This is a genomic window from Paraburkholderia bryophila (assembly GCF_013409255.1).
Taxonomy (GTDB): Bacteria; Pseudomonadota; Gammaproteobacteria; order Burkholderiales; family Burkholderiaceae; genus Paraburkholderia.
Genome location: NZ_JACCAS010000001.1, coordinates 4,267,047 through 4,289,581, shown reverse-complemented (window position 1 = coordinate 4,289,581; position 22,535 = coordinate 4,267,047). Strand labels below are relative to the sequence as shown.

General features: G+C 61.9%; 19 protein-coding genes and 1 tRNA gene. 2 read left to right on the top strand and 18 right to left on the bottom strand.

All coding sequences use genetic code 11. The features are described 5' to 3' along the window. Positions 1–11: 11 nt before the first annotated feature. The 12 genes from pheT to GGD40_RS19205 form a co-directional block, all read right to left on the bottom strand. Positions 12–2,447 carry a phenylalanine--tRNA ligase subunit beta gene (pheT, locus tag GGD40_RS19260; protein WP_179744566.1) on the bottom strand — a complete coding sequence of 812 codons (2,436 nt, stop codon included), beginning with the start codon at positions 2,445–2,447 and terminating at the stop codon, positions 12–14. A gap of 142 nt (positions 2,448–2,589) precedes the next feature. Further along, entirely contained in the window at positions 2,590–3,603 is a 1,014-nt protein-coding gene (gene pheS / locus GGD40_RS19255) for a phenylalanine--tRNA ligase subunit alpha (RefSeq protein ID WP_035546916.1), read from the bottom strand. A gap of 158 nt (positions 3,604–3,761) precedes the next feature. After that, complete coding sequence (gene rplT, locus GGD40_RS19250) at positions 3,762–4,121, bottom strand: 50S ribosomal protein L20 (protein ID WP_006052502.1); 360 nt, start codon at positions 4,119–4,121, stop codon at positions 3,762–3,764. A 29-nt stretch (positions 4,122–4,150) separates the two neighbouring features. Beyond that, positions 4,151–4,348: a 50S ribosomal protein L35 gene (gene rpmI, locus GGD40_RS19245; protein WP_012433738.1), complete on the bottom strand. Its 198-nt coding sequence runs from the start codon at positions 4,346–4,348 to the stop codon at positions 4,151–4,153. 243 nt (positions 4,349–4,591) lie between these two features. Further along, positions 4,592–5,116 (bottom strand): translation initiation factor IF-3, encoded by a 525-nt coding sequence (gene infC / locus GGD40_RS19240; RefSeq protein ID WP_081935657.1) that lies wholly within the window; start codon positions 5,114–5,116, stop codon positions 4,592–4,594. A gap of 49 nt (positions 5,117–5,165) precedes the next feature. Continuing rightward, on the bottom strand, positions 5,166–7,073 hold the full coding sequence (gene thrS, locus GGD40_RS19235) for a threonine--tRNA ligase (RefSeq protein ID WP_176059641.1): 1,908 nt from the start codon (positions 7,071–7,073) through the stop codon (positions 5,166–5,168). 252 nt (positions 7,074–7,325) lie between these two features. Beyond that, positions 7,326–7,402: transfer RNA gene (locus tag GGD40_RS19230), tRNA-Val, on the bottom strand. 141 nt (positions 7,403–7,543) lie between these two features. Further along, positions 7,544–9,787, bottom strand: coding sequence for a RelA/SpoT family protein (locus GGD40_RS19225; protein WP_179744565.1), 2,244 nt, complete (start codon positions 9,785–9,787; stop codon positions 7,544–7,546). Between the two features lie 74 nt (positions 9,788–9,861). Continuing rightward, positions 9,862–10,215, bottom strand: coding sequence for a RidA family protein (locus GGD40_RS19220; RefSeq protein WP_179703643.1), 354 nt, complete (start codon positions 10,213–10,215; stop codon positions 9,862–9,864). Positions 10,216–10,310: 95 nt separating this feature from the next. Further along, positions 10,311–11,225 (bottom strand): alpha/beta fold hydrolase, encoded by a 915-nt coding sequence (locus tag GGD40_RS19215; RefSeq protein ID WP_179744564.1) that lies wholly within the window; start codon positions 11,223–11,225, stop codon positions 10,311–10,313. Between the two features lie 303 nt (positions 11,226–11,528). Next, positions 11,529–12,170: a CoA transferase subunit B gene (locus GGD40_RS19210; RefSeq protein WP_179703641.1), complete on the bottom strand. Its 642-nt coding sequence runs from the start codon at positions 12,168–12,170 to the stop codon at positions 11,529–11,531. A gap of 2 nt (positions 12,171–12,172) precedes the next feature. Further along, positions 12,173–12,877 carry a CoA transferase subunit A gene (locus GGD40_RS19205; protein ID WP_105506696.1) on the bottom strand — a complete coding sequence of 235 codons (705 nt, stop codon included), beginning with the start codon at positions 12,875–12,877 and terminating at the stop codon, positions 12,173–12,175. Positions 12,878–13,121: 244 nt separating this feature from the next. On the opposite strand from GGD40_RS19205, the gene GGD40_RS19200 reads away from it, so the two are divergent. Continuing rightward, complete coding sequence (locus GGD40_RS19200) at positions 13,122–13,667, top strand: LuxR C-terminal-related transcriptional regulator (RefSeq protein WP_179703640.1); 546 nt, start codon at positions 13,122–13,124, stop codon at positions 13,665–13,667. A 49-nt stretch (positions 13,668–13,716) separates the two neighbouring features. On the opposite strand, the gene GGD40_RS19195 is transcribed toward GGD40_RS19200, so the two are convergent. Continuing rightward, positions 13,717–14,148 (bottom strand): acyl-CoA thioesterase, encoded by a 432-nt coding sequence (locus tag GGD40_RS19195; protein WP_035546938.1) that lies wholly within the window; start codon positions 14,146–14,148, stop codon positions 13,717–13,719. Positions 14,149–14,193: 45 nt separating this feature from the next. After that, positions 14,194–14,970: an SDR family oxidoreductase gene (locus GGD40_RS19190; RefSeq protein ID WP_035546940.1), complete on the bottom strand. Its 777-nt coding sequence runs from the start codon at positions 14,968–14,970 to the stop codon at positions 14,194–14,196. A 189-nt stretch (positions 14,971–15,159) separates the two neighbouring features. On the opposite strand from GGD40_RS19190, the gene GGD40_RS19185 reads away from it, so the two are divergent. Beyond that, positions 15,160–16,833 (top strand): electron transfer flavoprotein-ubiquinone oxidoreductase, encoded by a 1,674-nt coding sequence (locus GGD40_RS19185; protein WP_179703638.1) that lies wholly within the window; start codon positions 15,160–15,162, stop codon positions 16,831–16,833. A 60-nt stretch (positions 16,834–16,893) separates the two neighbouring features. Here the strand turns inward: GGD40_RS19185 and GGD40_RS19180 are convergent, their stop codons facing one another. From GGD40_RS19180 to GGD40_RS19165, 4 genes are all read right to left on the bottom strand, one after another. Beyond that, positions 16,894–18,369, bottom strand: coding sequence for a tetratricopeptide repeat protein (locus GGD40_RS19180; RefSeq protein ID WP_179744563.1), 1,476 nt, complete (start codon positions 18,367–18,369; stop codon positions 16,894–16,896). 60 nt (positions 18,370–18,429) lie between these two features. Next, positions 18,430–19,530, bottom strand: a complete 1,101-nt coding sequence (gene aroC / locus GGD40_RS19175; protein WP_179703636.1) for a chorismate synthase — start codon at positions 19,528–19,530, stop codon at positions 18,430–18,432. 138 nt (positions 19,531–19,668) lie between these two features. After that, positions 19,669–21,606: an MFS transporter gene (locus GGD40_RS19170; RefSeq protein ID WP_179744562.1), complete on the bottom strand. Its 1,938-nt coding sequence runs from the start codon at positions 21,604–21,606 to the stop codon at positions 19,669–19,671. Between the two features lie 179 nt (positions 21,607–21,785). Beyond that, the gene (locus tag GGD40_RS19165) at positions 21,786–22,244 is read right to left on the bottom strand and encodes a CBS domain-containing protein (RefSeq protein ID WP_035546952.1); all 459 of its coding nucleotides are present in this window, start codon (positions 22,242–22,244) and stop codon (positions 21,786–21,788) included. Between the last annotated feature and the right edge of the window lie 291 nt (positions 22,245–22,535).

Genomic DNA, 22,535 nt, shown 5'->3' with positions numbered 1-22,535 from the left:
TTAAATGCGGGTTATCCGCGCAACCGTGCGCCATATACTCGAGCCAGACGTTCCACTAGAGTTTGAATGGCCAGATCGACCGTCTCATCCTGAAGGGTTCCGCCAGTATCTTGCAAGGTCACACGGAACGCAAGGCTTTTCTCATGAGCGGCTAGACCGCCGGAAGTGTTTGATTTTGGACGGAATTCGTCGAAAAGCACAACCTTCTGAACGCTCTTGCAAGCCGGTTCGGATTGCGCCTTCTGCAGCTCGTCCAGCAGCGCCTGAACCTCGATTTTCTGATCGACGACTACCGCAATATCACGACGCACCGGCGGGAATTTAGACACGTCCGCGGGAGTGGGCAATACGCGCTGCATTAATGCTTCCGATTCGATTTCAAACAGAATCGGCGCATGCGGCAAATCATATTTCTGCATCCAGCGCGGATGCATTTCGCCAATCCAGCCGACTGCGCGGCCATTCACTTCGATACGCGCACTGCGTCCCGGATGCAGCGCCGGATGTTCCGCTTTCACGAAACGTGCCACTGCCGGCGCCAGCAAGGCTTCGAGATCGCCCTTCACGTCGAAGTAGTCGACCGTGCGCGTGGACGCGCCCCACTGCTCGTCGAGCGCCGGGCCGTAGGCGAGCGCGCCGATCATCTTCGGCTGCGCGAAACCTTCCACCGTGAGTTCGCCGGCCTTGATCGACGGATCATGCAGGAACACGCGGCCGGCTTCGAACACGCGCACGCGATCCGCGGCGCGGCGATTCAGGTTCGTGCGCAGCACGTGGATCAGGCTGCCGAACAGCGTGGTGCGCATGACCGACAACTGGCTTGCTATCGGATTGAGCAAACGCACCGGCTTGTCGTTGCCCGCGAAGTCCTGTTCCCACTCAGCGTCGACGAAACTGAAGTTCACCGTTTCCGCGTAATCGCGCGCGGCGAGTGCGTGGCGGATCACGTGGATCGAACGCTGCGTTTCGTTGGTCGCGAGCATTTCGCTGGTCGCAACCGGCGGACGCGCGGGGATCTTTTCGAAGCCGTAGATACGCGCGACTTCTTCGATCAGGTCTTCTTCGATTTCAATGTCGAAGCGGTACGACGGCGGCATCACTGAGAACGTGTCGTCGTTGCGCTCGAACGTGAGGCCGAGACGCGTGAAGATTTGCGCGATTTCATCCGCGTCGATCTTGATGCCGATGATGCGGTTCGCACGCGACACACGCATCTTCACCGGCTCGCGCTTCGGCACGTTGACGATCTGGTCGTCGACCGGACCGGCCGCGCCGCCGCAGATGTCGAGGATCAGTTGCGTGATGCGTTCGATGTGCTCGACCGTGGTCGCGTAGTCGACGCCGCGTTCGAAGCGATGGCCCGCATCGGTCGAGAAGTTGTACTTGCGCGAGCGGCCACGAATGCTATCCGGCCACCAGAACGCGGCTTCCAGGTAGATGTTCGTGGTGTCGAGCGTGACCGCCGTGCTGTCGCCGCCCATGATGCCGGCGAGACTTTCAATGTGCTGCTCGTCCGCGATCACGCCGACGGTTTCGTCGAGCTCGACCGTGTTGCCGTTCAACAGCTTGAGCGTTTCGCCGGGGCGACCCCAACGCACGTCCATGCCGCCGTGGATCTTGTCCAGATCGAACACGTGCGACGGACGGCCCAGTTCGAGCATCACGTAGTTCGAGATATCGACCAGCGCGGAGATGCTGCGTTGACCCGAACGTTCGAGACGCTGCACCATCCATTGCGGCGACTTCGCGCGCGCATTCACGCCGCGAATCACGCGACCCGAGAAGCGGCCGCACAGATCCGGCGCCGAGATTTTGACGGGCAGCGTTTCGTCGAGCGTGACTTGCGCCGGCTTGATCTCGAGCGGGCGCAACGATGCACCGGTGATCGCCGACGTTTCGCGCGCCACGCCGAACACCGACAGACAATCCGCCTTGTTCGGCGTCAACTTGATTTCGAAAATCGTGTCGTCGAGATTGAGCGTTTCGCGGATGTCCTGGCCGATCGGCGTATCTTCCGGCAGGATCATCAGGCCGCTATGGTCTTCCGACAGTTTGAGTTCACGTGCCGAGCAGAGCATGCCCTGGCTTTCCACGCCACGCAGCTTCGAGAGCTTGATCGCGAACGGCGCAGCGCCCTCTTCGGCCGGCGGCAATTGCGCGCCCACCAATGCGACCGGCACCTTGATGCCCGGCGCCACGTTCGGCGCACCGCACACGATGTTCAGCGTCGCGCCCGTGCCGGCGTCGACCTGACACACGTTGAGCTTGTCCGCGTCCGGGTGCTTGACGACTTCCAGCACCTGGCCGACAACGATCTTCGAGGTCGGCGGCGCAGCCGGCCGCAGGTCTTCAACTTCGAGACCGGCCATTGTCAGCGCGTGCGACAGTTGGTCGGTCGTCAGTTGCGGATCGACAAAGGTTCTCAGCCAGGATTCCGGGAATTGCATGGTTCTGTGTACGTTCTGATCAGGTTAGGTCCACGTCCGGCGATGCTGCCTTGGTGCTTCTCTGGACTCTGCCGGGGACGCTGCGAACGGCACGCTTTGCATGCCATTCGCGCTCTATGCTTGTCGCGTTCGACCGCGCGGTTCAGGCGAATTGACGCAGGAAACGCAGGTCGTTTTCGAAGAACAGACGCAGGTCTTGCACGCCGTAGCGCAACATGGTGAGCCGTTCGAGGCCACTGCCGAACGCGAAGCCGATATAGCGCTCCGGGTCGAGACCCATGTTGCGAATCACCGTGGGATGCACCTGGCCGGAGCCCGAAATTTCGAGCCACTTGCCGGCGTTCTTGCCCGTTTCGAACAGCATGTCGATTTCAGCCGACGGTTCGGTGAACGGAAAATACGACGGACGGAAGCGCACGAGAATGTCGTCGCGTTCGAAAAATTTCTTCAGGAAGTCGGTATAGACGCCCTTCAGGTCCGCGAAGCTGATGTTCTCGTCGATCCACAGGCCTTCGACCTGGTTGAACATCGGCGAATGCGTCGCGTCGCTGTCCACGCGATACGTGCGGCCCGGCACGATCACTTTGATCGGCGGCGTGTTGGTACGCGCGTAGCGCACCTGCATCGGGCTGGTATGGGTGCGCAGCAGCAGTTGACGGCCGTCGGCATCTTTGCCGTCGACGTAGAACGTGTCCTGCATTGAACGCGCCGGATGGTTTTCCGGGCTGTTCAGCGAGGTGAAGTTGTACCAGTCGGTTTCGATTTCGGGGCCGTCGGCCACGTCGAATCCGATCGACCGGAAAATCTGTTCGACGCGCTCCCACGTGCGCATCACCGGGTGCAGGCTGCCTGCGCCGGTGCCACGACCGGGCAACGTGACGTCAATGGCTTCAGCGGCGAGGCGCTGATTCAGCAACGCGTCGGCCAATGCCTGACGGCGCGCCGTCAACGCGGCTTCCACTTGTTGCTTGACGAGGTTGATCCGTGCGCCTTCGGTCTTGCGCGTTTCGGGATCGAGTTTGCCAAGGCCCTTCAATAGCTCGGTCAGCGCACCCGATTTGCCAAGAAAGCGCGCTTTCTCGTTCTCGAGGGTGGTGACGTCGGAGGCTTCTGCGAAGGCTTTTTGCGCGTCGGCGACAATCTGGTCCAGATCCATTGATCCCATCATTTCAACGTCAGTGTTCAATCGAAGCAAAACTGGTTCTACCAACAAAAACGGGGCTCGGTGAGGAGCCCCGTTTTTGTTGCAGCGTCACCGAGACTACCGGATGTTCGCTACAACGAACCACGCAGTGTTAATTGCCAGAAGCGCAATCAGGCTGCAACGGCGGCTTTCACCTGCTGAACGATCGCAGCAAAAGCAGCCTTGTCAAACACAGCCATGTCGGCCAGCACCTTGCGGTCGAGTTCGATCGAAGCCTTCTTCAGGCCGTTGATGAACACGCTGTACGTCATGTCGTGCTGACGCACCGCCGCGTTGATACGCGTGATCCACAATGCACGGAACACACGCTTCTTGTTGCGGCGATCGCGGTAGGCGTATTGGCCTGCGCGCATGACCGCCTGCTTGGCGATGCGATAGACGTTATTGCGACGGCCGCGGTAACCCTTGGCCAGCTTGATGATCTTCTTGTGACGGGCCCGTGCGGTAACCCCACGTTTTACTCGAGGCATATCTTGCTCCTATGAGTTTCGGTTAAGGGTTAAGCGAACGGAAGCATTGCGCGCACGGAGTTCATATCTGCATCATGAACTGCCGTCGAACCGCGCAAATGGCGTTTGTTCTTGGTGGTCTTCTTGGTAAGAATGTGGCGCTTGAAGGCCTGACCGCGCTTGACGGTACCGCCCGGACGCACCACGAAGCGCTTTGCAGCACTCTTCTTGGTCTTCATCTTCGGCATGACAACTCCATTATTAGATGGATATGGGTGTGCGGTCGGCCAGAGGCCATCACCCGCCCTTCGAAACCCATTCCACTTGGTATGCAGACCGCCGATACCGCTGGCGGCCGCTTTTCAGGAATCGGCGCCTACTACTGCGCCGTTCCGAAACCTGCCGATCCCGCACCGGACACCCGGCACCGCATCGTTTCAATCTTTCACGATCAGAGCGCACGCCACACAGCGCGCCGCTGCTCAAGTCGCTTACTTCTTTTTCTTCGGAGCGATCACCATGATCATCTGGCGTCCTTCCATTTTAGGCATCTGCTCGACCTGACCGACTTCGTCGAGGTCTGTGCGCAGGCGCTCAAGCACGCGCATACCGATTTCCTGGTGAGCCATTTCGCGGCCACGGAAACGCAACGTGATTTTCGTCTTGTCGCCGTCGTCGAGGAAGCGAATGAGGTTGCGCAGCTTGACGTTGTAATCGCCGTCATCAGTGCCAGGGCGGAATTTGACTTCCTTGACCTGGACAATCTTCTGCTTGAGCTTGGCCTCGTGCTGCTTCTTCGCTTCCGAGTACTTGAACTTGCCGTAGTCCATCAAGCGGCAAACTGGCGGAACCGCTTGCGGGGCGATTTCAACCAGATCGACATCTTGCTGTTCCGACATGCGGAACGCATCAGCGAGTTTCACGATGCCGAGCGGTTCGTTCTCGACTCCGACCAGACGCACCTCGGGTGCCGTAATTTCACCGTTGATGCGGTGCGCAGACTTATCAGTAGCGATGTTACGTTTCCTCTAAAATTTAAAAAAACGAGCCGCGCTGCCAAGTGGCTCAGTTGAACGACTGCACGTCATGGCGCAGACGCTCAATGAAGGTATCGAGAGGCATAACGCCCAGATCGACACCACCACGGGCACGCACGGCTACCGTTTGGGCTTCACGCTCTTTGTCGCCGACCACAAGCAGGTACGGCACCTTTTCCAGCGTGTGCTCGCGTATTTTATAGCTAATCTTCTCGTTGCGCAAATCGGCCTCTACTCTAACCCCTTGTTTTTGCAACGATTGGGCTAGCGAGCGTGCATATTCGGTCTGATTTTCCGCGATATTCATCACCACGACCTGCATCGGTGCGAGCCAGGACGGCATTGCACCAGCGTGGTGCTCGATCAGAATGCCAAGGAACCGCTCCATTGATCCGACGATTGCCCGGTGCAGCATGATCGGCCGGCGACGGCCATTGTCTTCCGCGACGTATTCGGCGCCCAGACGCTCCGGCAGCACCATATCGAGCTGCAGCGTACCGCATTGCCACGAGCGGCCGAGGGCATCCTTGATGTGGTATTCGACCTTCGGACCGTAGAACGCGCCCTCGCCCGGCAACTCTTCCCACGTCACGCCGCACGCGGTCAGCGCTTCGCGCAGACCCTGCTCCGCGCGATCCCATGTTTCGTCCGTGCCGGCGCGCGCGTCCGGACGCAGCGACAACTTGATCTCGACCTTGTCGAAGCCGAAGTCCTTGTACACGCTCATGGCTAGCGTGTTGAATGCGATCGATTCGCTGATGAACTGGTCTTCGGTACAGAAAATGTGCGCGTCGTCCTGCACGAAACCACGCACTCGCATCAGGCCATGCAATGCGCCCGACGATTCATTGCGGTGGCACGAACCAAACTCCGCGTAACGCAGCGGCAGATCACGGTAGGAACGCAAGCCGTGATTGAACACCTGCACGTGACCCGGGCAGTTCATCGGCTTGATCGCGTAGTCACGCTTTTCCGATTCCGTCGTGAACATGTTTTCACGATAGTTCTGCCAGTGGCCCGACGCTTCCCACAGCGAACGGTCCATGATCATCGGCGTCTTGATTTCGAGGTAACCCGCGTCGTTCACGCGACGGCGCATGTACTGCTCGACCTGCTGCCACAGCGTCCAGCCGCGCGGATGCCAGAACACCATGCCCGGCGACTCGTCCTGCATATGGAACAGATCGAGTTGCTTGCCGAGCTTGCGGTGGTCGCGCTTCTCGGCCTCTTCGAGCATGTGCAGATACGCCTCTTGGTCTTCTTTTTTGGTCCAGGCCGTACCGTAGATGCGCTGCAATTGCTCGTTCTTCGAATCGCCACGCCAGTAGGCGCCCGCCACCTTCATCAGCTTGAAGACTTTGAGCTTGCCGGTGGACGGCACGTGCGGGCCGCGGCACAGATCGGTGAAGCCGCCATGCGAGTACAGCTTGATATCGTCGCTGGACGGAATCGATTCGATGATTTCGGCCTTGTACTTTTCGCCGATGCTCTTAAAGTAGTCGACCGCTTCTTCGCGCGACACTACACGGCGCGAAACCGGCTCGTCTTTCTTGGCGAGCTCCTGCATGCGCTTTTCGATCTTTTCCAGATCTTCCGGCGTGAAGGGACGGCTGTATGCGAAGTCGTAGTAGAAGCCGTTGTCGATCACCGGGCCGATCGTGACCTGCGCTTCCGGAAACAGATCCTTCACCGCATACGCGAGCAAGTGCGCCGTGGAGTGACGAATGATGTCGAGACCGTCGGCGTCTTTTTCGGTGACGATGGCGAGCGCCACGTCGTGATCGATCAGCGCGGACGTATCGACCAGTTCACCGTCGATCTTCCCGCCGAGCGCGGCCTTCGCGAGGCCGGGGCCGATCGAGGCGGCCACTTCGGCGACGGTCACCGGATGCTCGTACTGTCGAACAGAACCGTCAGGCAGACGTATCGAAACCATTGCGTTCTCCGTGGTGCCGACCGGCGGTGGCACATACAACCAGGTCTAAAAGCCAAAAAAAATGCGGCCCCGCTTTCGAGGGGCCGCATTCACATTTCCTGCAAACTACATTGGCGAAAGTGGTCCTCGACTAGCGTCGCTCCGAAGTAGTCTCGGTCAACGTTCGCGGTGTCATAACCGTATTCGCCTTTTGCGCCAAAGACGCTTACTGCAGTTTGCGAAACCCCGGCAAAACCGGAATTTCTCTTTCGTTGGTAGGCTCGATTGGACTCGAACCAACGACCCCCACCATGTCAAGGTGGTGCTCTAACCAGCTGAGCTACGAGCCTGAAGAAACGAGATTATATGGAGCGCCACACCGCTTGGCAAGTACTTTTATGCATCGACTTTAAATTTCTACCCACCTGAACGAGCGTGTAGAGCCAAGGCCTCTGCAGAGACAACGACGCACACAGACCACCGCTCACGCATCAACTCTTGCGCGACGCGCGCACCACGCCCGTCACTTCGCCGAGCACCGTGCACGCGCGCTGGATCTGCGCGGAGTTCGACACCTCGACAGTAAATTGCATGAACGCGGTATTGCGGCGCGATTGCGTCTTCACACCGATCACATTCACTTTCTCGCGCGCGAAAACTTCGGAGATGTCGCGCAGCAAACCCTGCCGGTCCGTCGCCTCGATGCTGAGGTCAACCGGATAGACCGACTGGCCGCGACCACTCATCACGTCTGCCGACCATGCGGTTTGCAACACGCGTTCCGGCGCGCGATCCGCCATGCGCAGGAACGTCGGGCAATCGCTGCGGTGAATCGACATGCCTTTGCCGCGCGTGACGAAGCCGCTGATATCGTCCGGCGGTGCGGGCCGGCAGCAACGCGCGAGCTGCGTCAGCAACGCGTCGACGCCGACTACCAGCACACCGGTGGACGCGCCGCGCGCGACGCTCGCACCGCTGCTGCGCTTTTCGAATTGCGCAGGCGCCTCGACCATGGGCTCGGGCGGCGGTGCGTCGTGCAACGCCTGCTCGACGAGCCGCAGACTGAACTCTTCCTTGCCCACCACCGAGAACAGATCGTCGGTCGTCTTGAAGCCCAGCTTGGCCGCAAGTTGATCGAGGTTGACCGAAGTCTTGCCTTCGCGCTGCAAGGTCTTTTCGACCATGGCACGTCCGCTGGCGATGTGCTCCTGCACTTCGACCGCGTTGAACCACGCGCGCACTTTCTGCCGCGCGCGCGGGCTTTGCAGATAGCCGAGCTGCGGGTTCAGCCAGTCGCGCGACGGACCGCCCTCCTTCACCGCGACGATCTCGATCGTCTGGCCGTTCTGCAGCGGCGTATTGAGCGGCACCATCGCGCCGTCGACGCGCGCGCCACGGCAACGATGCCCCAGCTCGCTATGCAGGTGATACGCGAAGTCGACGGGCGTCGCACCATGCGGCAGCGGAATCACGCGCGCCTGCGGCGTCAGCACGTAGATGTGGTCGTCGTCGAGCGTGGCCTGGCGTAGTTGTTCCCACGGCTGCGCCGCGCGCTTCTCGCCATGCTCGCCTTCCGAAACCTCGTCTTTCCACGCGAGCAATTGCCGCAACCACGCGATCTTCTCATCGTACTTCTCATTGGCGCTGAACTGGCCGCCGTAACCTCGCGTGCCCGCTTCCTTGTAGCGCCAGTGCGCCGCCACGCCGTATTCGGCGAACTGATGCATTTCGTGCGTGCGAATCTGCACTTCGAACGCGCGGCCGTCGTCGCCGATCACGACCGTGTGCAGCGATTTATAACCGTTCGGCTTGGGCCGCGAGATGTAGTCGTCGAACTCTCGCGGCACCGGTTGCCACAGGTTGTGCACGATGCCGAGCACGGTGTAGCAATCTTTGATGTCCGGCACGATCACGCGAAACGCGCGCACGTCGTACAGCTCGGCAAAGTCCAATTCCTTGCCGCGCATCTTGCGCCAGATACTGTAAATGTGTTTTGGCCGACCGCTGACTTCGGCGCGGATATCCGCCGCGGCCAGTTCCTGCTGCAGGCGCTCAATAGCCTGCGCGACATAGCCCTCGCGCTCAACGCGCTTCTCGTCGAGCAGCTTGGCAATGCGCTTGTACGTGACCGGCTCCTCGAAGCGGAACGCGAGATCTTCGAGCTCCCACTTCAGTTGCCAGATGCCGAGCCGATTGGCGAGCGGCGCGTAAATGTCGAGCGTTTCGCGCGCCACGTCAGGCGACGGCGTGATCTTCGCCGCAGCGTAATAGCGCATAGATTGCAGACGCGACGCGAGCCGGATCAGCACCACGCGAATATCTTGCGCGAACGCGAGCAGCATCTTGCGCAACGCTTCGACCTGCGCGCGGCGCGCGGCCTGCGCGTCCCGCCCGGCTTCGGGCATCGCGTTCTGCGCGGCACGCAAGCTGACCGTGCCGAGACGCAGCAGCTTGCGCACGTCGCCGACCAGTTGCGCGACCTCCTCGCCGAAGTTGTCGGCGATCACACGCTCCGGATCCTGCAGATGCGGCGTCAACGCAAACAGCGCCGCCGCCAGCACCGCCGGCGGATCGACATTGAGCGTGCGCATGATCGACGCCGTGCCCGCCGCGTGATCCGCCAGCAACTCGCCCGACGACAACCGCACCTCGCCCGCATGTTCGCGCACGAACGCCATCGCTTCGTCGAAGGACGGGAGGGGGTGCGGCGTGCTCGTAACGGTTTCGGTATTCATGGTGCGACGGTGCGACGGCCCGACGGGCCAGACGAATCAACGGAAGGTGAACGACAACGACGGCTGCGCGCGGCTTAGTCGCGCTGCGCTGCGACCACGACGATTTCGACGAGGCACTTCGGGTTCGCGAGCTTGGCTTCGACGGTAGCGCGCGGCGGCGTGTCGCCTTGTGCAACCCACTCGTCCCACACGGCGTTCATGCCGGCGAAGTGCACCATGTCCGAGATATAGATCTGCACCGACAGCAACTGCGACTTGTCGCTGTTCACCTCACCCAGCAGACGGTCTATGTGGCCGAGCACTTCGCGCGTCTGACCCGTGATGTCCTGATCCGCGTCTTCGGCGATCTGGCCTGCGAGGTACACCGTGCCGTTATGCACGGCGATTTCGGAGAGGCGCTTGCCGACGTGATGACGAATGACTGCCATGAAGAATCCTGAGTTGGGTTAAAAATTGATCGGAGATGCTTTCCGCATGACGCCCCTGCATAACGCCCGAATCGGACGCCACGCGGAACTGCATATTATGACGCGTCGGCCGCCCGCCCGATGAAGAACTGCCGCGCAACGTCGATCTGATCGGCCGACAGAAACGCCGGCGCATGCCCGACACCGGCAATTTCCACGCTCGACACGGCGGCCCCAGTCTCGGTCATCTGCGTGACGGTTTCACGCGACAACAAATCGGACTGCTCGCCGCGCACCACCAGCACCGGCCCCTGAAAAGCCGCCAGAGAACGCCACAGCACGGCCTCGCCGAGTTTGGCCGCCTCTTCGGTAATCGCGGCAAATGGCTCGGCAATGCGCGGGTCGTAGCGCATGAGCCATGCGCCGTCTTTTTCGTGCAGCAGCGGCGTGTTGATTTCGCGCCATTCGTCCGGCGTGAGCGGACCGAAAGTTTTCGCGAGCAATGCCGCGTAGTCGACGCCTTGTTGCAGCGTGTCGAAACGCACGGGCTTGCCGAGGTAGTCGCCGATACGCTGCACGGCCACCGGTTCGAGATGCGGACCGACGTCGTTCAGCAACAGCTTGCGAATCGGCGTCTCGGGCAGACCGGCGAGCGCCATGCCGATCAGACCGCCCATCGAGGTGCCGAACCAGTCGACCGTTTCGACGTTCAGGCGCGCGATCAGCGTGACCATGTCGGCCACATACTGCGGCACGCTATAGAAGTTGGGGTTGGCAAGCCATGATGACAAGCCTCGCCCCGCCACGTCCGGACACACCACACGGTAAGTGTTGGCGAATTGCGCCGCGAGACGATCGAAGTCACGCCCCGAGCGCGTCAAGCCATGCACGCATACCAGCACGCGTGGATTGGCCGGATCGCCCCATTCGGTGTACGCAACGCGGTGCAACCCCGCGGGGCTGGCGCACTGCACATAACGTTGGCGCGGAACGGCTGGCTCGGCGTTGAAAGCGGACGTTGGTGCGGTCATCGGGGCTCCTTGCAAAAGCACTGCGGATTCAGCCCGGCACAGCACGGGCCGATAAGGCATCCAATCCTCAAGGGATTGTAAACCGCTTTGCCATGCGACAAGGATCGGCCAAACGGCATAGGACAACCTCAGACCCGGATCCGCCGCGCACAAACAAAAGCGGGCGAGGCACACGCCTCGCCCGCCTTGCAATCACACTGGCCGGTCGCAGCACCGGCGGCGCACCGAGTCAGAGACAGAATCTCAACCCGCCTCGCGCCGCGCTTTACATCTCACTGCAAAGCGCACCGCCCAGCCCACCACTCAACTCACCGCGCTCACATCGAGCGGCGCACCGGTCTTCGCCTGAATTTCCTCGACGCTCACGCCCGGCGCCAGTTCGGTCAGCTTCAGCCCGGCTTCCGTCACCTCGATCACGCCGAGGTCGGTGATGATCTGATCGACCACCGCCACGCCCGTCAGCGGCAGCGTGCATTCGTCGAGAATCTTGTGCTGGTCGCCCTTCGCAACGTGCTCCATCAGCACGACCACGCGTTTGACGCCCGCCACCAGATCCATCGCGCCGCCCATGCCCTTGATCATCTTGCCCGGGATCATCCAGTTCGCCAGATCGCCCTTCTTGCTGATCTGCATTGCGCCCAGAATTGCCAGGTTGATGTGGCCGCCGCGAATCATCGCGAACGAATCCGCCGACGAGAAAATCGACGAGCCCGGCAGCGTGGTCACCGTCTGCTTGCCGGCGTTGATCAGGTCGGCGTCCACTTCCTCTTCGGTCGGCGACGGGCCGATGCCGAGCAGGCCGTTTTCCGACTGCAGCCAGACTTCGACGCCGGCCGGCACGTGATTCGCCACCAGCGTCGGCAGGCCGATGCCGAGGTTCACATAGAAACCGTCCTGCAATTCCTTCGCCGCGCGTGCGGCCATTTCGTCACGAGTCCATGCCATGATCAGGCTCCTTTCGCGCGGACGACGCGTTGTTCGATGCGTTTTTCCGGAGTCGCATTGAGCACAATGCGCTGAACGAAGATGCCGGGCGTATGGATCGCGTCCGGATCGAGCTCGCCCACTTCGACGATCTCCTCGACTTCCGCGACCGTGATCTTGCCGGCCATCGCGCACATCGGGTTGAAGTTGCGCGCGGTGCGGCGGTAGATCAGGTTGCCGGACTTGTCGGCCTTCCATGCCTTGACGAGCGCGACGTCTGCGGTCAGGGAGTGTTCGAGCACGTAGTGGTTCTCGCCGAACTGGCGGGTTTCCTTGCCTTCGGCGATCAGCGTGCCGTAGCCGGTATTGGTGAAGAACGCCGGAATGCCCGAACCGCCCGCGCGCAGCTTTTCAGCCAGCGTGCCTTGCGGCGTGAATTCGAGCTCGAGTTCGCCTGCCAGATACTGGCGCTCGAACTCCTTGTTCTCGCCCACATACGACGAGATCATCTTCTTCACCTGGCGCGTTTCGAGTAGCAGACCGAGGCCGAAACCGTCGACGCCCGCGTTGTTGCTGATACAGGTGATGCCCTGCACCTTCGAATCGCGCAGCGCCGCGATCAGCGCCTCCGGAATGCCGCACAGCCCGAAGCCGCCGACGGCAAACGTCTGCCCGTCCTTGACGATGTCTTTCAGCGCCTCGGCGGCGCCTGGATAGACCTTGTTCATCAGTATGTCCCTTCCTTTATGGAAACCCGAATCAGGTTCGTTGCGGCTGGTATGACGTTCTGCGAGCTCGCGCCCGACACGTCATTCTAGTCATCCGTAGCAGGCCGTGCGCCCGGCTTGGCCGGTGTTATGCGCAAAGACTCGCTCCAGACGCTTGCACCGCGTTGTCATGTGCCCGAAAGAGTACGCTGGGCGCGCCATGCGGCACAATACGCAAAAATACATAAGTACTTGCCGCCAACTCATGCCCGCCCTCGACTATCAAACCGCTTTTCAACTCGCGCCGATCGGCCTCGTGCTGTCGCGCGAACGGGTGATCGAAGACTGTAATGACGAGCTGGCGTCGATTTTCGGCTGCCCGCGCGAGGCGCTGCTCGGCCAGTCGTTTCAGGTGCTGTATCCGTCGACGGACGAATTCGAGCGGATCGGCGCACGCATTCCGCCGATCATGACCGCGCAGGGCAGCTACGCCGACGACCGCATCATGAAACGCGCCAACGGCGAACTGTTCTGGTGCCACGTGACGGGCCGCGCGCAGCAACGCGCAGACGCGCATGCGGCGGGCGTGTGGACGTTCGAGGATTTGAGCGCGACGCGCCGCGTGGCGGTCGAATTGACGCCGCGCGAACGGGAGATCGCCGCGCAACTGGTGACCGGAAAAACCAGCAAGCAGATCGGCCGCGTGCTGGATATCAGCCCGCGCACCGTGGATGTCTACCGGGCGCGGCTGATGCGCAAATACGATACGGGGAATGCGACCGAGCTATTGCAGCGCTTGCTCGGGCATTGAGGTGTGGACGGGCGGCCCGCTTTATCGGCCGCCTCATCAACCACGCTTATCAAGCCGCCTTGACCAGCGCGGCGCGCTCGATCGTCGCACGCAGCAGATCGGGCACCGGCACCGACTTCGCCGCCGCGTAATCGATCCACACGCAGCGCGCGGCGCCGCGCGCATAGACGGTGTTCGGATCGTCGGCGCGCACCAGCTCGAAGCCGGTGTCGAAGCTGCTGCGGCCAGGCGTGGCCACCGTCATCCGGCCGATCACGTCGCCGGGATAATGCAGTTGCTTGAGAAACTCCATCGACGCGTTGACGATCACCGGGCCCTGCCCGTCGGCATTGCTGCCCGCCAGACCCATCTGTTCGAACCAGGAGATCCGCACCTGCTCCATGTAGCGGAAATAGACCGTGTTGTTCACATGGCCGAATGCGTCCATGTCGCCCCAACGGATCGGCATGGACATCTCAAAGACTGCGTGAAAATCGCTCATCGTACTTCCGTTCTACCTGCTTCTTAAAGTTAAAGTGGACTCAAATCAGGCCAGCCCGAAGCCGTCGTCGGCGGCGATCACCGAGCCGTTGATGAACTGCGACTCGTCGGCCGCCAGCAGCAGCAGGAGCCCGTCCAGATCGTCCGGCTTGCCGACGCGATGACGCGGCAACATCGACACCAGCTTCTGCCCCTGCTCGGTCGACCAGTGGTGGTGATTGATCTCCGTGTCGATATACCCCGGACAGATCGCGTTCACGTTGATGCCGTGCTTGCCCCACTCCAGCGCCATGGCTTTCGTCATATGGACGACGGCGGCCTTGCTCATCGAGTACAGGCCGATCTGCGGCAGCACGCGCAGGCCCGCCATCGACGCGATGTTGATGATCCGGTACGACGGATTCTGCGCGTTGTTGCCGCGCATGATCATGCGTTTGGCGACTTCCTGCGCGACGAAAAATGCGCCGCGCGTGTTCGTATCGAACACGTATTCGAAGTCGGCCGGCGTGACTTCCGACAGCTTCTGCGTGGTCGACACGCCCGAGTTGTTCACCAGAATGTCGATGGTGCCCGCTTCGGTCTCCGCGTGAGCGACCGCCGACTTGATGCTCTGGTAATCGGTCACGTCGAGCGACACCACATGCGCCGCGCCGCCGGACGCCTCGATCTCGGCGCGCAGTTCCTTCAACCGCTCGGTGCGCCGGCTCGCCAGCACGACCTTGGCGCCCGCCTGCGACAATACCTGAGCAAAGCGCTTTCCCAACCCGCTCGAAGCGCCGGTGATCAGCGCGACCTTGCCTTCCAGATTGATCGAACGGCCCATTGTCGTTCCCTTGTTCGGTTGTAATTGCAACTGCGGTTGACAGGTGCGGTAAGACCGTCGCTACGGGTCGGTACCGTATCACATAAATAGAACGATCGTGCTAATCTCTGCTCATCCGGTTGCAGTGCGGGGATGCATCGCCCACAATACGAACCCGAAAAAAGCATTCTAACGGTAAGAGGAGCATCAATGACCCCCGCAAGTCTCATTGAGCAATACGGTCCACGCGAGTCGATGGAATACGACGTCGTGATCGTCGGCGGCGGCCCGGCTGGCCTGTCCGCAGCGATCCGCCTGAAGCAGCTGGCGGCGGAAAAGAGCGTCGAGCTGGGCGTGTGCGTGCTGGAAAAAGGCTCGGAGATCGGGGCGCATATCCTGTCGGGCGCGGTGATGGATCCGCGCGCAATCACCGAACTGATTCCGGACTGGAAAGAAAAAGGCGCGCCGCTCGACGTGGCGGTGAGCGAAGACAAATTCCTGTTCCTGAGCGAAACCGGCTCGAAAAACGTGCCGGTCTGGGCGCTGCCGGACAACTTCAAGAATCACGGCAACTACGTGATCAGCCTCGCGAACGTGACGCGCTGGCTGGGTCAGCAGGCCGAGGCGCTGGGCGTCGAGATTTTCCCGGGCTTTCCGGCCGCTGAAATCCTTTACAACGACGATGGCTCGGTCAAGGGCGTGGCGACCGGCAATCTGGGCATCGGCAAGGACGGCGAGCCGACCGAGAACTTCCAGCTCGGCATGGAGTTGCATGCCAAATACACGCTGTTCTGCGAAGGCGCGCGCGGCCATCTGGGCCGTCAGCTGAACGACCGGTTCAAGCTGCGCGAAGGCGTCGATCCGCAGGTCTACGGTATCGGCATCAAGGAACTGTGGGAAATCGATCCGAGCAAGCACAAGCCGGGTCTGGTGATGCACACTGCCGGCTGGCCGCTTGAAAACGACACGTACGGCGGCTCGTTCCTGTATCACATGGACAACAACCAGGTGATGGTGGGCTTCGTGGTCGGCCTGGGTTATACGAATCCGTATCTGTCGCCGTTTGAAGAATTCCAGCGCTACAAGACACATCCGGCGATCCGTGCGATCCTGGAAGGTGGCAAGCGCGTGTCGTACGGTGCGCGGGCGATCACCGCAGGTGGTCTGATGTCGCTGCCGAAGCTGGTGTTCCCGGGCGGCGCGCTAGTAGGCGACGATGCGGGCTTCCTGAATGCATCGCGGATCAAGGGCTCGCATGCGGCGATCAAGACCGGCATGCTGGCCGCCGACGCTGCGTTCGAAGCCGTGCAGGCGGGACGCACAAGCGACGAACTCACGGCCTATCCGGAAGCCTTCAAGACGTCTTGGCTGCACACTGAGCTGCATCGCGCGCGCAATTTCAAGCAATGGATGAGCAAGGGCCTATATCTCGGCACGCTCATGGTCGGTCTCGAGCAGAAGGTCCTGGGCGGCAATGTGCCCTGGACGCTGCATCACCAGCATTCCGATCACGAGATGCTGAAGCCGGCGTCGCAGTGCAAGCCGATCACGTATCCGAAACCGGACGGCAAGCTGACGTTCGACCGGCTCTCGTCGGTGTTCATCTCGAACACCAATCACGAAGAGAACCAGCCGGCTCACCTGACGCTGAAAGATCCGTCGGTGCCGGTGAACGTGAACTGGCAGACCTATGCCGGTCCGGAAGCGCGTTACTGCCCGGCGGCCGTGTATGAGTTCGTCAAGAACGACGACGGCGGCGAGCGTCTGGTGATCAACGCGCAGAACTGCGTGCACTGCAAGACGTGCGATATCAAGGACCCGACGCAGAACATCGTGTGGGTCACGCCTGAGGGTGGCGGCGGGCCGAACTACCCGAATATGTAATGGCTGTGCATTTGCCTTCGCGGCGCGTCGACAGCAGGTCGCGCGTTGCGAAGGCGAATTTCAATTCCGCACCAGCGCCACGATCCGTTCCCGCACGTGCGCCACAACCGGCGTCCAATCGCCGACCGCAGGTTGTCGAACCAGCTCAATCGAATCGTACCAGGGCGTCGCCGACGATTCATCGCCCCAAAACCACGCGGACACGTGATCGATCATCAGACAGGTCGGCACACCGAGTGCGCCGGCCAGATGCGCGGGCCCGCTGTCGATCGTCAGCACCAGATCCAGATTTGCCAGCAGCGCAGCCACGTCGTCGAATCCGGACTGAAAATGACCGGTCATATCGACCACATCCAGCCCCTTCTCCCGCCATTGCGCGACCGTCTCGCCGCGTCCCGGCGACAACGCGAAATAGCTTACGCCCGGCACGTTCAGCAGCGGCTCGAGTTGCGCCACCGGCACCGAGCGCCGCACGTCGCGGATATGATCGGGATTGCCGTTCCACACCAGACCGACTTTGCGATGAGCGTGTGTCCCCGTGACGTGTGCGTCGACGCGCTCGCGCCAAGCCTGGACATGCGTCGGATCGGCGCTCAGATACGGCCGGCCCCATCCCGTTGCGTCGAACACGCCGAGCCGCAGCGGCAAACTCATTAATCCGCAATGGAAGTCGGGCCGTGTGTCCAGACTCGTTTCGAGCGGCAAATCGGCAGGCAGGATGCGTTCGAATAGATGCCGCAACGGTCCGTCGTGACCGAAGATCACCCGGCCGCCCTCGCGCCGCACCCGCTCGGCGAGGTGCGGCAGAAAACGCACCGCCCACAGGCAGTCGCCGTTGCCTTGCTCGCCATAGACCACCAGCGTCTTGCCCGCCAGCGATTCGCCCTGCCAATGTGCGCTGATCGACGCGAGCGCCTGCTGCGCGTTATTCAGCTCGCCGCCGAACCCGACGCGTGATTCGTAGTGCGCCCAGCCATCGGCGAAACGACCTGTGCGGATTTCCAGCTCCGACAGATCGAACAACGCGTGCGCGTTATCCGGCGATAACGTCAGCACCTGCCTGAGCAACGCTTCCGCTTCGGCGAAACGCGCCTGTTCCTTGACGCACAACGCCAGCTTGTGAAGGGTCACCGGATTGCCGGGCACGACGCGCACCGCCTCGCGCAACAACTGCTCCGCCAAGGCGAAATCGTCGCGCTGCTGGACGGCGGCGGCGCGCCAGATCAGCGCGTTGGCGTCGTCGGCGTTGTGGGACAGGAGCAGTTGGGCGGCGGCGTCGGTCAAAGACCAATCGCGCAGCACGAAGGCGGTCTGCGCGATCGTGTGAAGCAGCGTGGGGTCGCAGGAAGGATCGAGCCGATAGGCACGCACCAGCGCGGCAAGCGCCTCGCGTTGGCGGTCTTTGTCGCGACCGGCGTGTTGCAGCAACAGCTGGCCGAGCGCGCAGCAGTCGCCGGTGGTGGCGTCCGGCGCGGCAACGCGACTGCGCAGGCCGGCCAGAGGGTTGTGAGCCGGATCGATAGCCAGATCGGTCATGACGACGACACCGCGCGCACGTTCTTACGACGCAACGAAGCTGCTCAACCCGCGCACCTGTTACGGCGCGCTGGCAGCGATCTTCGGCGTGCTGACAGCAACATCGCCGCATTGCGCGCGATGCCGCAGCGCGTGATCGATCAGCACCAGCGCAAGCATCGATTCGGCGATCGGCGTGGCGCGAATGCCGACGCACGGGTCATGCCGCCCGAACGTTTCGACGACGGCCGGCTGCCCGGCTTTGTCGATCGAGCGACGCGGCGTGCGAATGCTCGACGTCGGCTTGATCGCGATCGACACGGTAATGTCCTGCCCGGTCGAAATGCCGCCGAGCACACCGCCCGCGTGATTGCCGACGAAGCCTTCCGGCGTCAGTTCGTCGCCATGCACCGAACCGCGTTGCGCGACGCTCGCGAAGCCCGCGCCGATCTCCACGCCCTTGACCGCGTTGATGCCCATCATGGCATGCGCGATGTCGGCGTCGAGACGGTCGAACAGCGGCTCGCCGAGGCCGACCGGCACGCCGGACGCCACGACGTTGATGCGCGCGCCGATCGAATCGCCGTCTTTACGCAGCGCGTCCATGTACTCCTCGAGCTGCGGCACGATGTCGGCGTTCGGCACGAAGAACGGGTTCTCGCGCACGTGCGTCCAGTCGACGAACGGCACGTCGATCTCGCCGAGCGCGGCCATGTAGCCACGAATCTCGACGCCGAACTTTTCGCGCAGCCACTTCTTCGCCACCGCGCCCGCCGCGACCGTGGGGGCGGTCAGACGCGCCGACGAACGGCCGCCGCCGCGATAGTCGCGAATGCCGTATTTTTGCCAGTAGGTGTAGTCGGCGTGGCCCGGACGGAACGTATCGACAATGTTGCCGTAGTCTTTGCTGCGCTGGTCCGTATTGCGGATCAGCAGCGCGATCGGCGCGCCGGTGGTCTGGCCTTCGAACACGCCCGACAGGATCTCGACCTTGTCTTCTTCCTGGCGCTGCGTGACGTGGCGCGACGTGCCGGGCTTGCGGCGGTCGAGTTCGAGCTGGATGTCGGCTTCGCTGAGCGCCATGCCCGGAGGGCAGCCGTCGATCACGCAGCCGATAGCCGGGCCGTGCGATTCGCCGAAGGTCGTGACAGTGAAAAGCGTACCGAGCGTGTTGCCGGACATGGGCGTCGTCCAAAGAAATGCGGGGAAGGCACTATTATGCCAGCCCGTTAGGGGCCAGGCGGTGGCGCAGGTTCGCTATAGGCCTTCTGGACAAGTGCCGGGCGAGGCCGCCTGGGAGCGGCGCGCCCGATCCACCCGCTACTTCCGCGCCCCGCGCAGCTCGGTCACGACCTGCTGCAGCAACTCAGGCGTCGCTAATTCCGGGTCGATCGGCTCGCCCACCGCGAGCGTCAACCGGCTCATCACGCCCTTTTGAACCGGCCGCGGCCAGCGCGCGTCGTTGGCGCGCGAAAACACGCTGCCCCACAGCCCGCGCAGCGCCATCGGCACAACCGGTGCGGGCGTGCGCTTGATGATCTCGGTCACGCCATGACGGAACGGATTCATGTCGCCGGTCTTGGTGAGCTTGCCTTCCGGGAAGATGCAAACCAGATCGCCCTCGGCCAGCGCCTGCGCGCAACGTTCGTAGGCACGCGTCAACAATTCCGGATCCTGATGGGCCGGCGCGATCGGAATCGCCTTCGCATGACGGAACACCCAGCCGGCGAACGGCGATTTGAAGATCTGGTGATCCATCACGAAACGGATCGGCCGCGGGCTTTCGGCCATGATGACGATCGCGTCGACGAAGCTCACGTGATTGCAAACGAGCACCGCCGCGCCCTCTTCCGGAATCCGTTCGGCATGCACGAGCCGGATCCGATAGAACGTATGCACGAGCACCCACGCGACGAAGCGCAGCAGAAACTCCGGCACCAGCGAGTAAATGTAGGTCGCCACCACGATATTCAGCAGCGCGGTGATCAGGAAAAGCGCCGGAATACTGAAGCCGGCCGAGGTCAGCCCGACCGCCATCAGCGACGAAAGAATCATGAACAGCGAGTTCAGAATATTGTTCGCCGCAATGATCCGCGCGCGGTGGCTCGGCTGGCTGCGGCTCTGGATCAGCGCGTACAACGGCACGCTGTAGAAGCCGCCGAACATGGCGAGCAGGAACAGATCGGCCAGCACGCGCCAGTGGGCGGGCTGCGCGAGAAACTCGCCGACGCTCAGCAGATGGCCGGCCAGCGGCAGCGCGTGGCTGGCAAAAAACAGATCGATCGCAAACACGCTCATACCGATCGAGCCGAGCGGCACCAGACCGATTTCAATGCGCCGCTTCGAGAGTTTTTCGCACATCAGCGAACCGAGGCCGATGCCGATCGAGAACGTGCCGAGCAGCACGGTCACGACGTCCGGGTTGGCGGACAGCACGTTCTTCGCGAAGCTGAAAAACGACGACAGAAACGTCGCGCCCACGAACCACAGCCAGGAGATCCCCAGCAGGCTCAGAAACACGGTGCGGTTTTCGCGCGCCAGCTTCAGGTTGCGCCACGTCTCGGTGACCGGATTCCAGTTGATGCGCAAATCCGGTTGCGCCGCCGGCGTGACCGGCACGTAGTTCGACACGAAGCGCCCGACCACCGCGATTGCGACGCACGCGCAGGCCAGCACCACCGCGCCATGCTCGACGAAACCCGCACCCGCGCCGCCGATAATCGTGCCGATCAGGATCGCCACGAAGGTGCCCATCTCGACCATGCCGTTGCCGCCGACCAGTTCCGACTTCGACAGATGCTGCGGCAGGTACGAATACTTGACCGGTCCGAACACGGTTGAATGCACGCCCATCAGAAACGTGCACAGGTACAGTAGTGGCGCGCTATGCAGCCAGAACCCCGTTCCGCCGATCAGCATCACGACGATTTCGAACGTCTTGACGAAGCGCGTGAGCATCGCCTTGTCGTATTTGTCGGCGATCTGGCCAGAGGTGGCGGACAGCAGCACGAACGGCAGAATGAAAATGGCCGAGATCAGGAACGCCGCCGTGGCCGGATCGACACCGGAAAAGCGTGCCGCCTGATACGTGACCAGCGACGTGAAACCGATCTTGAACACGTTGTCGTTCATCGCACCGAGGAACTGGGTCCAGAAAAACGGCGCGAAGCGGCGCTGACTGAGCAGCCGGAACTGGGACTCGTGCGCCTCGTGGGTGCGGGCGGTGCGGCGGGCGGCAGGTATCGGACGATCGCTCATGAAGTTCGAAGGGCACGCTAAAAGAGCAACAGGGTGGCGGGCTTGAGCACAAGTCCGGGCACAAAAAAAGCGCACGCTTTCGCGCGCGCTCTGACTGTATATTCGCGCTCACCGCAACCGCTCACAGCGAATGCCCGAGCGCCGCGGTGAGTCACCGCGCATTAACTCACTAACTCACATTAACGCGCGGGTTGTTCCTGCTGCTCTTCCGGCCAGTCGCGGATATAGGCCTTGAGCATACGGTTCTCGAAACCCTGCTCTTCAACCACGGCCTTGGCGACGTCGTAGAACGAGATCACGCCCATCAGCGTACGGCTTTCCAGTACCGGCAGATAGCGCACGTGGTGCTCGAGCATCATGCGGCGGACTTCGTTCACGTCCGTTTCCGGTGTGCAGGTGAGCGGGTGGTCGTCCATGACCTTGCGGATCGTGGAGGTGCCGACGCTGCCGCCGTTCTTGCTCAGCGTATTGATGATTTCGCGGAAGGTCAGCATGCCGACCAGATCGCCGTATTCCATCACGACCAGCGAGCCGATGTCGTGCTCGGCCATTGCGTTGACGGCTTCGTGCAGCGTGGTGTCCGGCGTGACCGTGAAAAGGGTGTTGCCTTTAACCTTAAGAATGTCGCTGACTCGCATGATCTGTCTCCCGAGATACCCGCTAAGCTGGTAATGCATGAATGATTTTCGATCCTAGCGGAAAGGCCCATAAAAGGAAAGCGGGCCGCCCACCAAGGCGCGACGGGCGTTCGCCCGGCTGAATCCGTGCTCGATTCGTGCTGAATCCGCGCGCAAGCCGCGCCGGATCCGCGCGAATCCCAGGCGAACTCCACCCACGACCGCGTCGGCGCATCGGGAAAACCGCGCTTGATGCGCCCGACGCCGGTGATAGGATGGCCGCCACTTTCACCTTTCGCGGGGCCGTTCGTG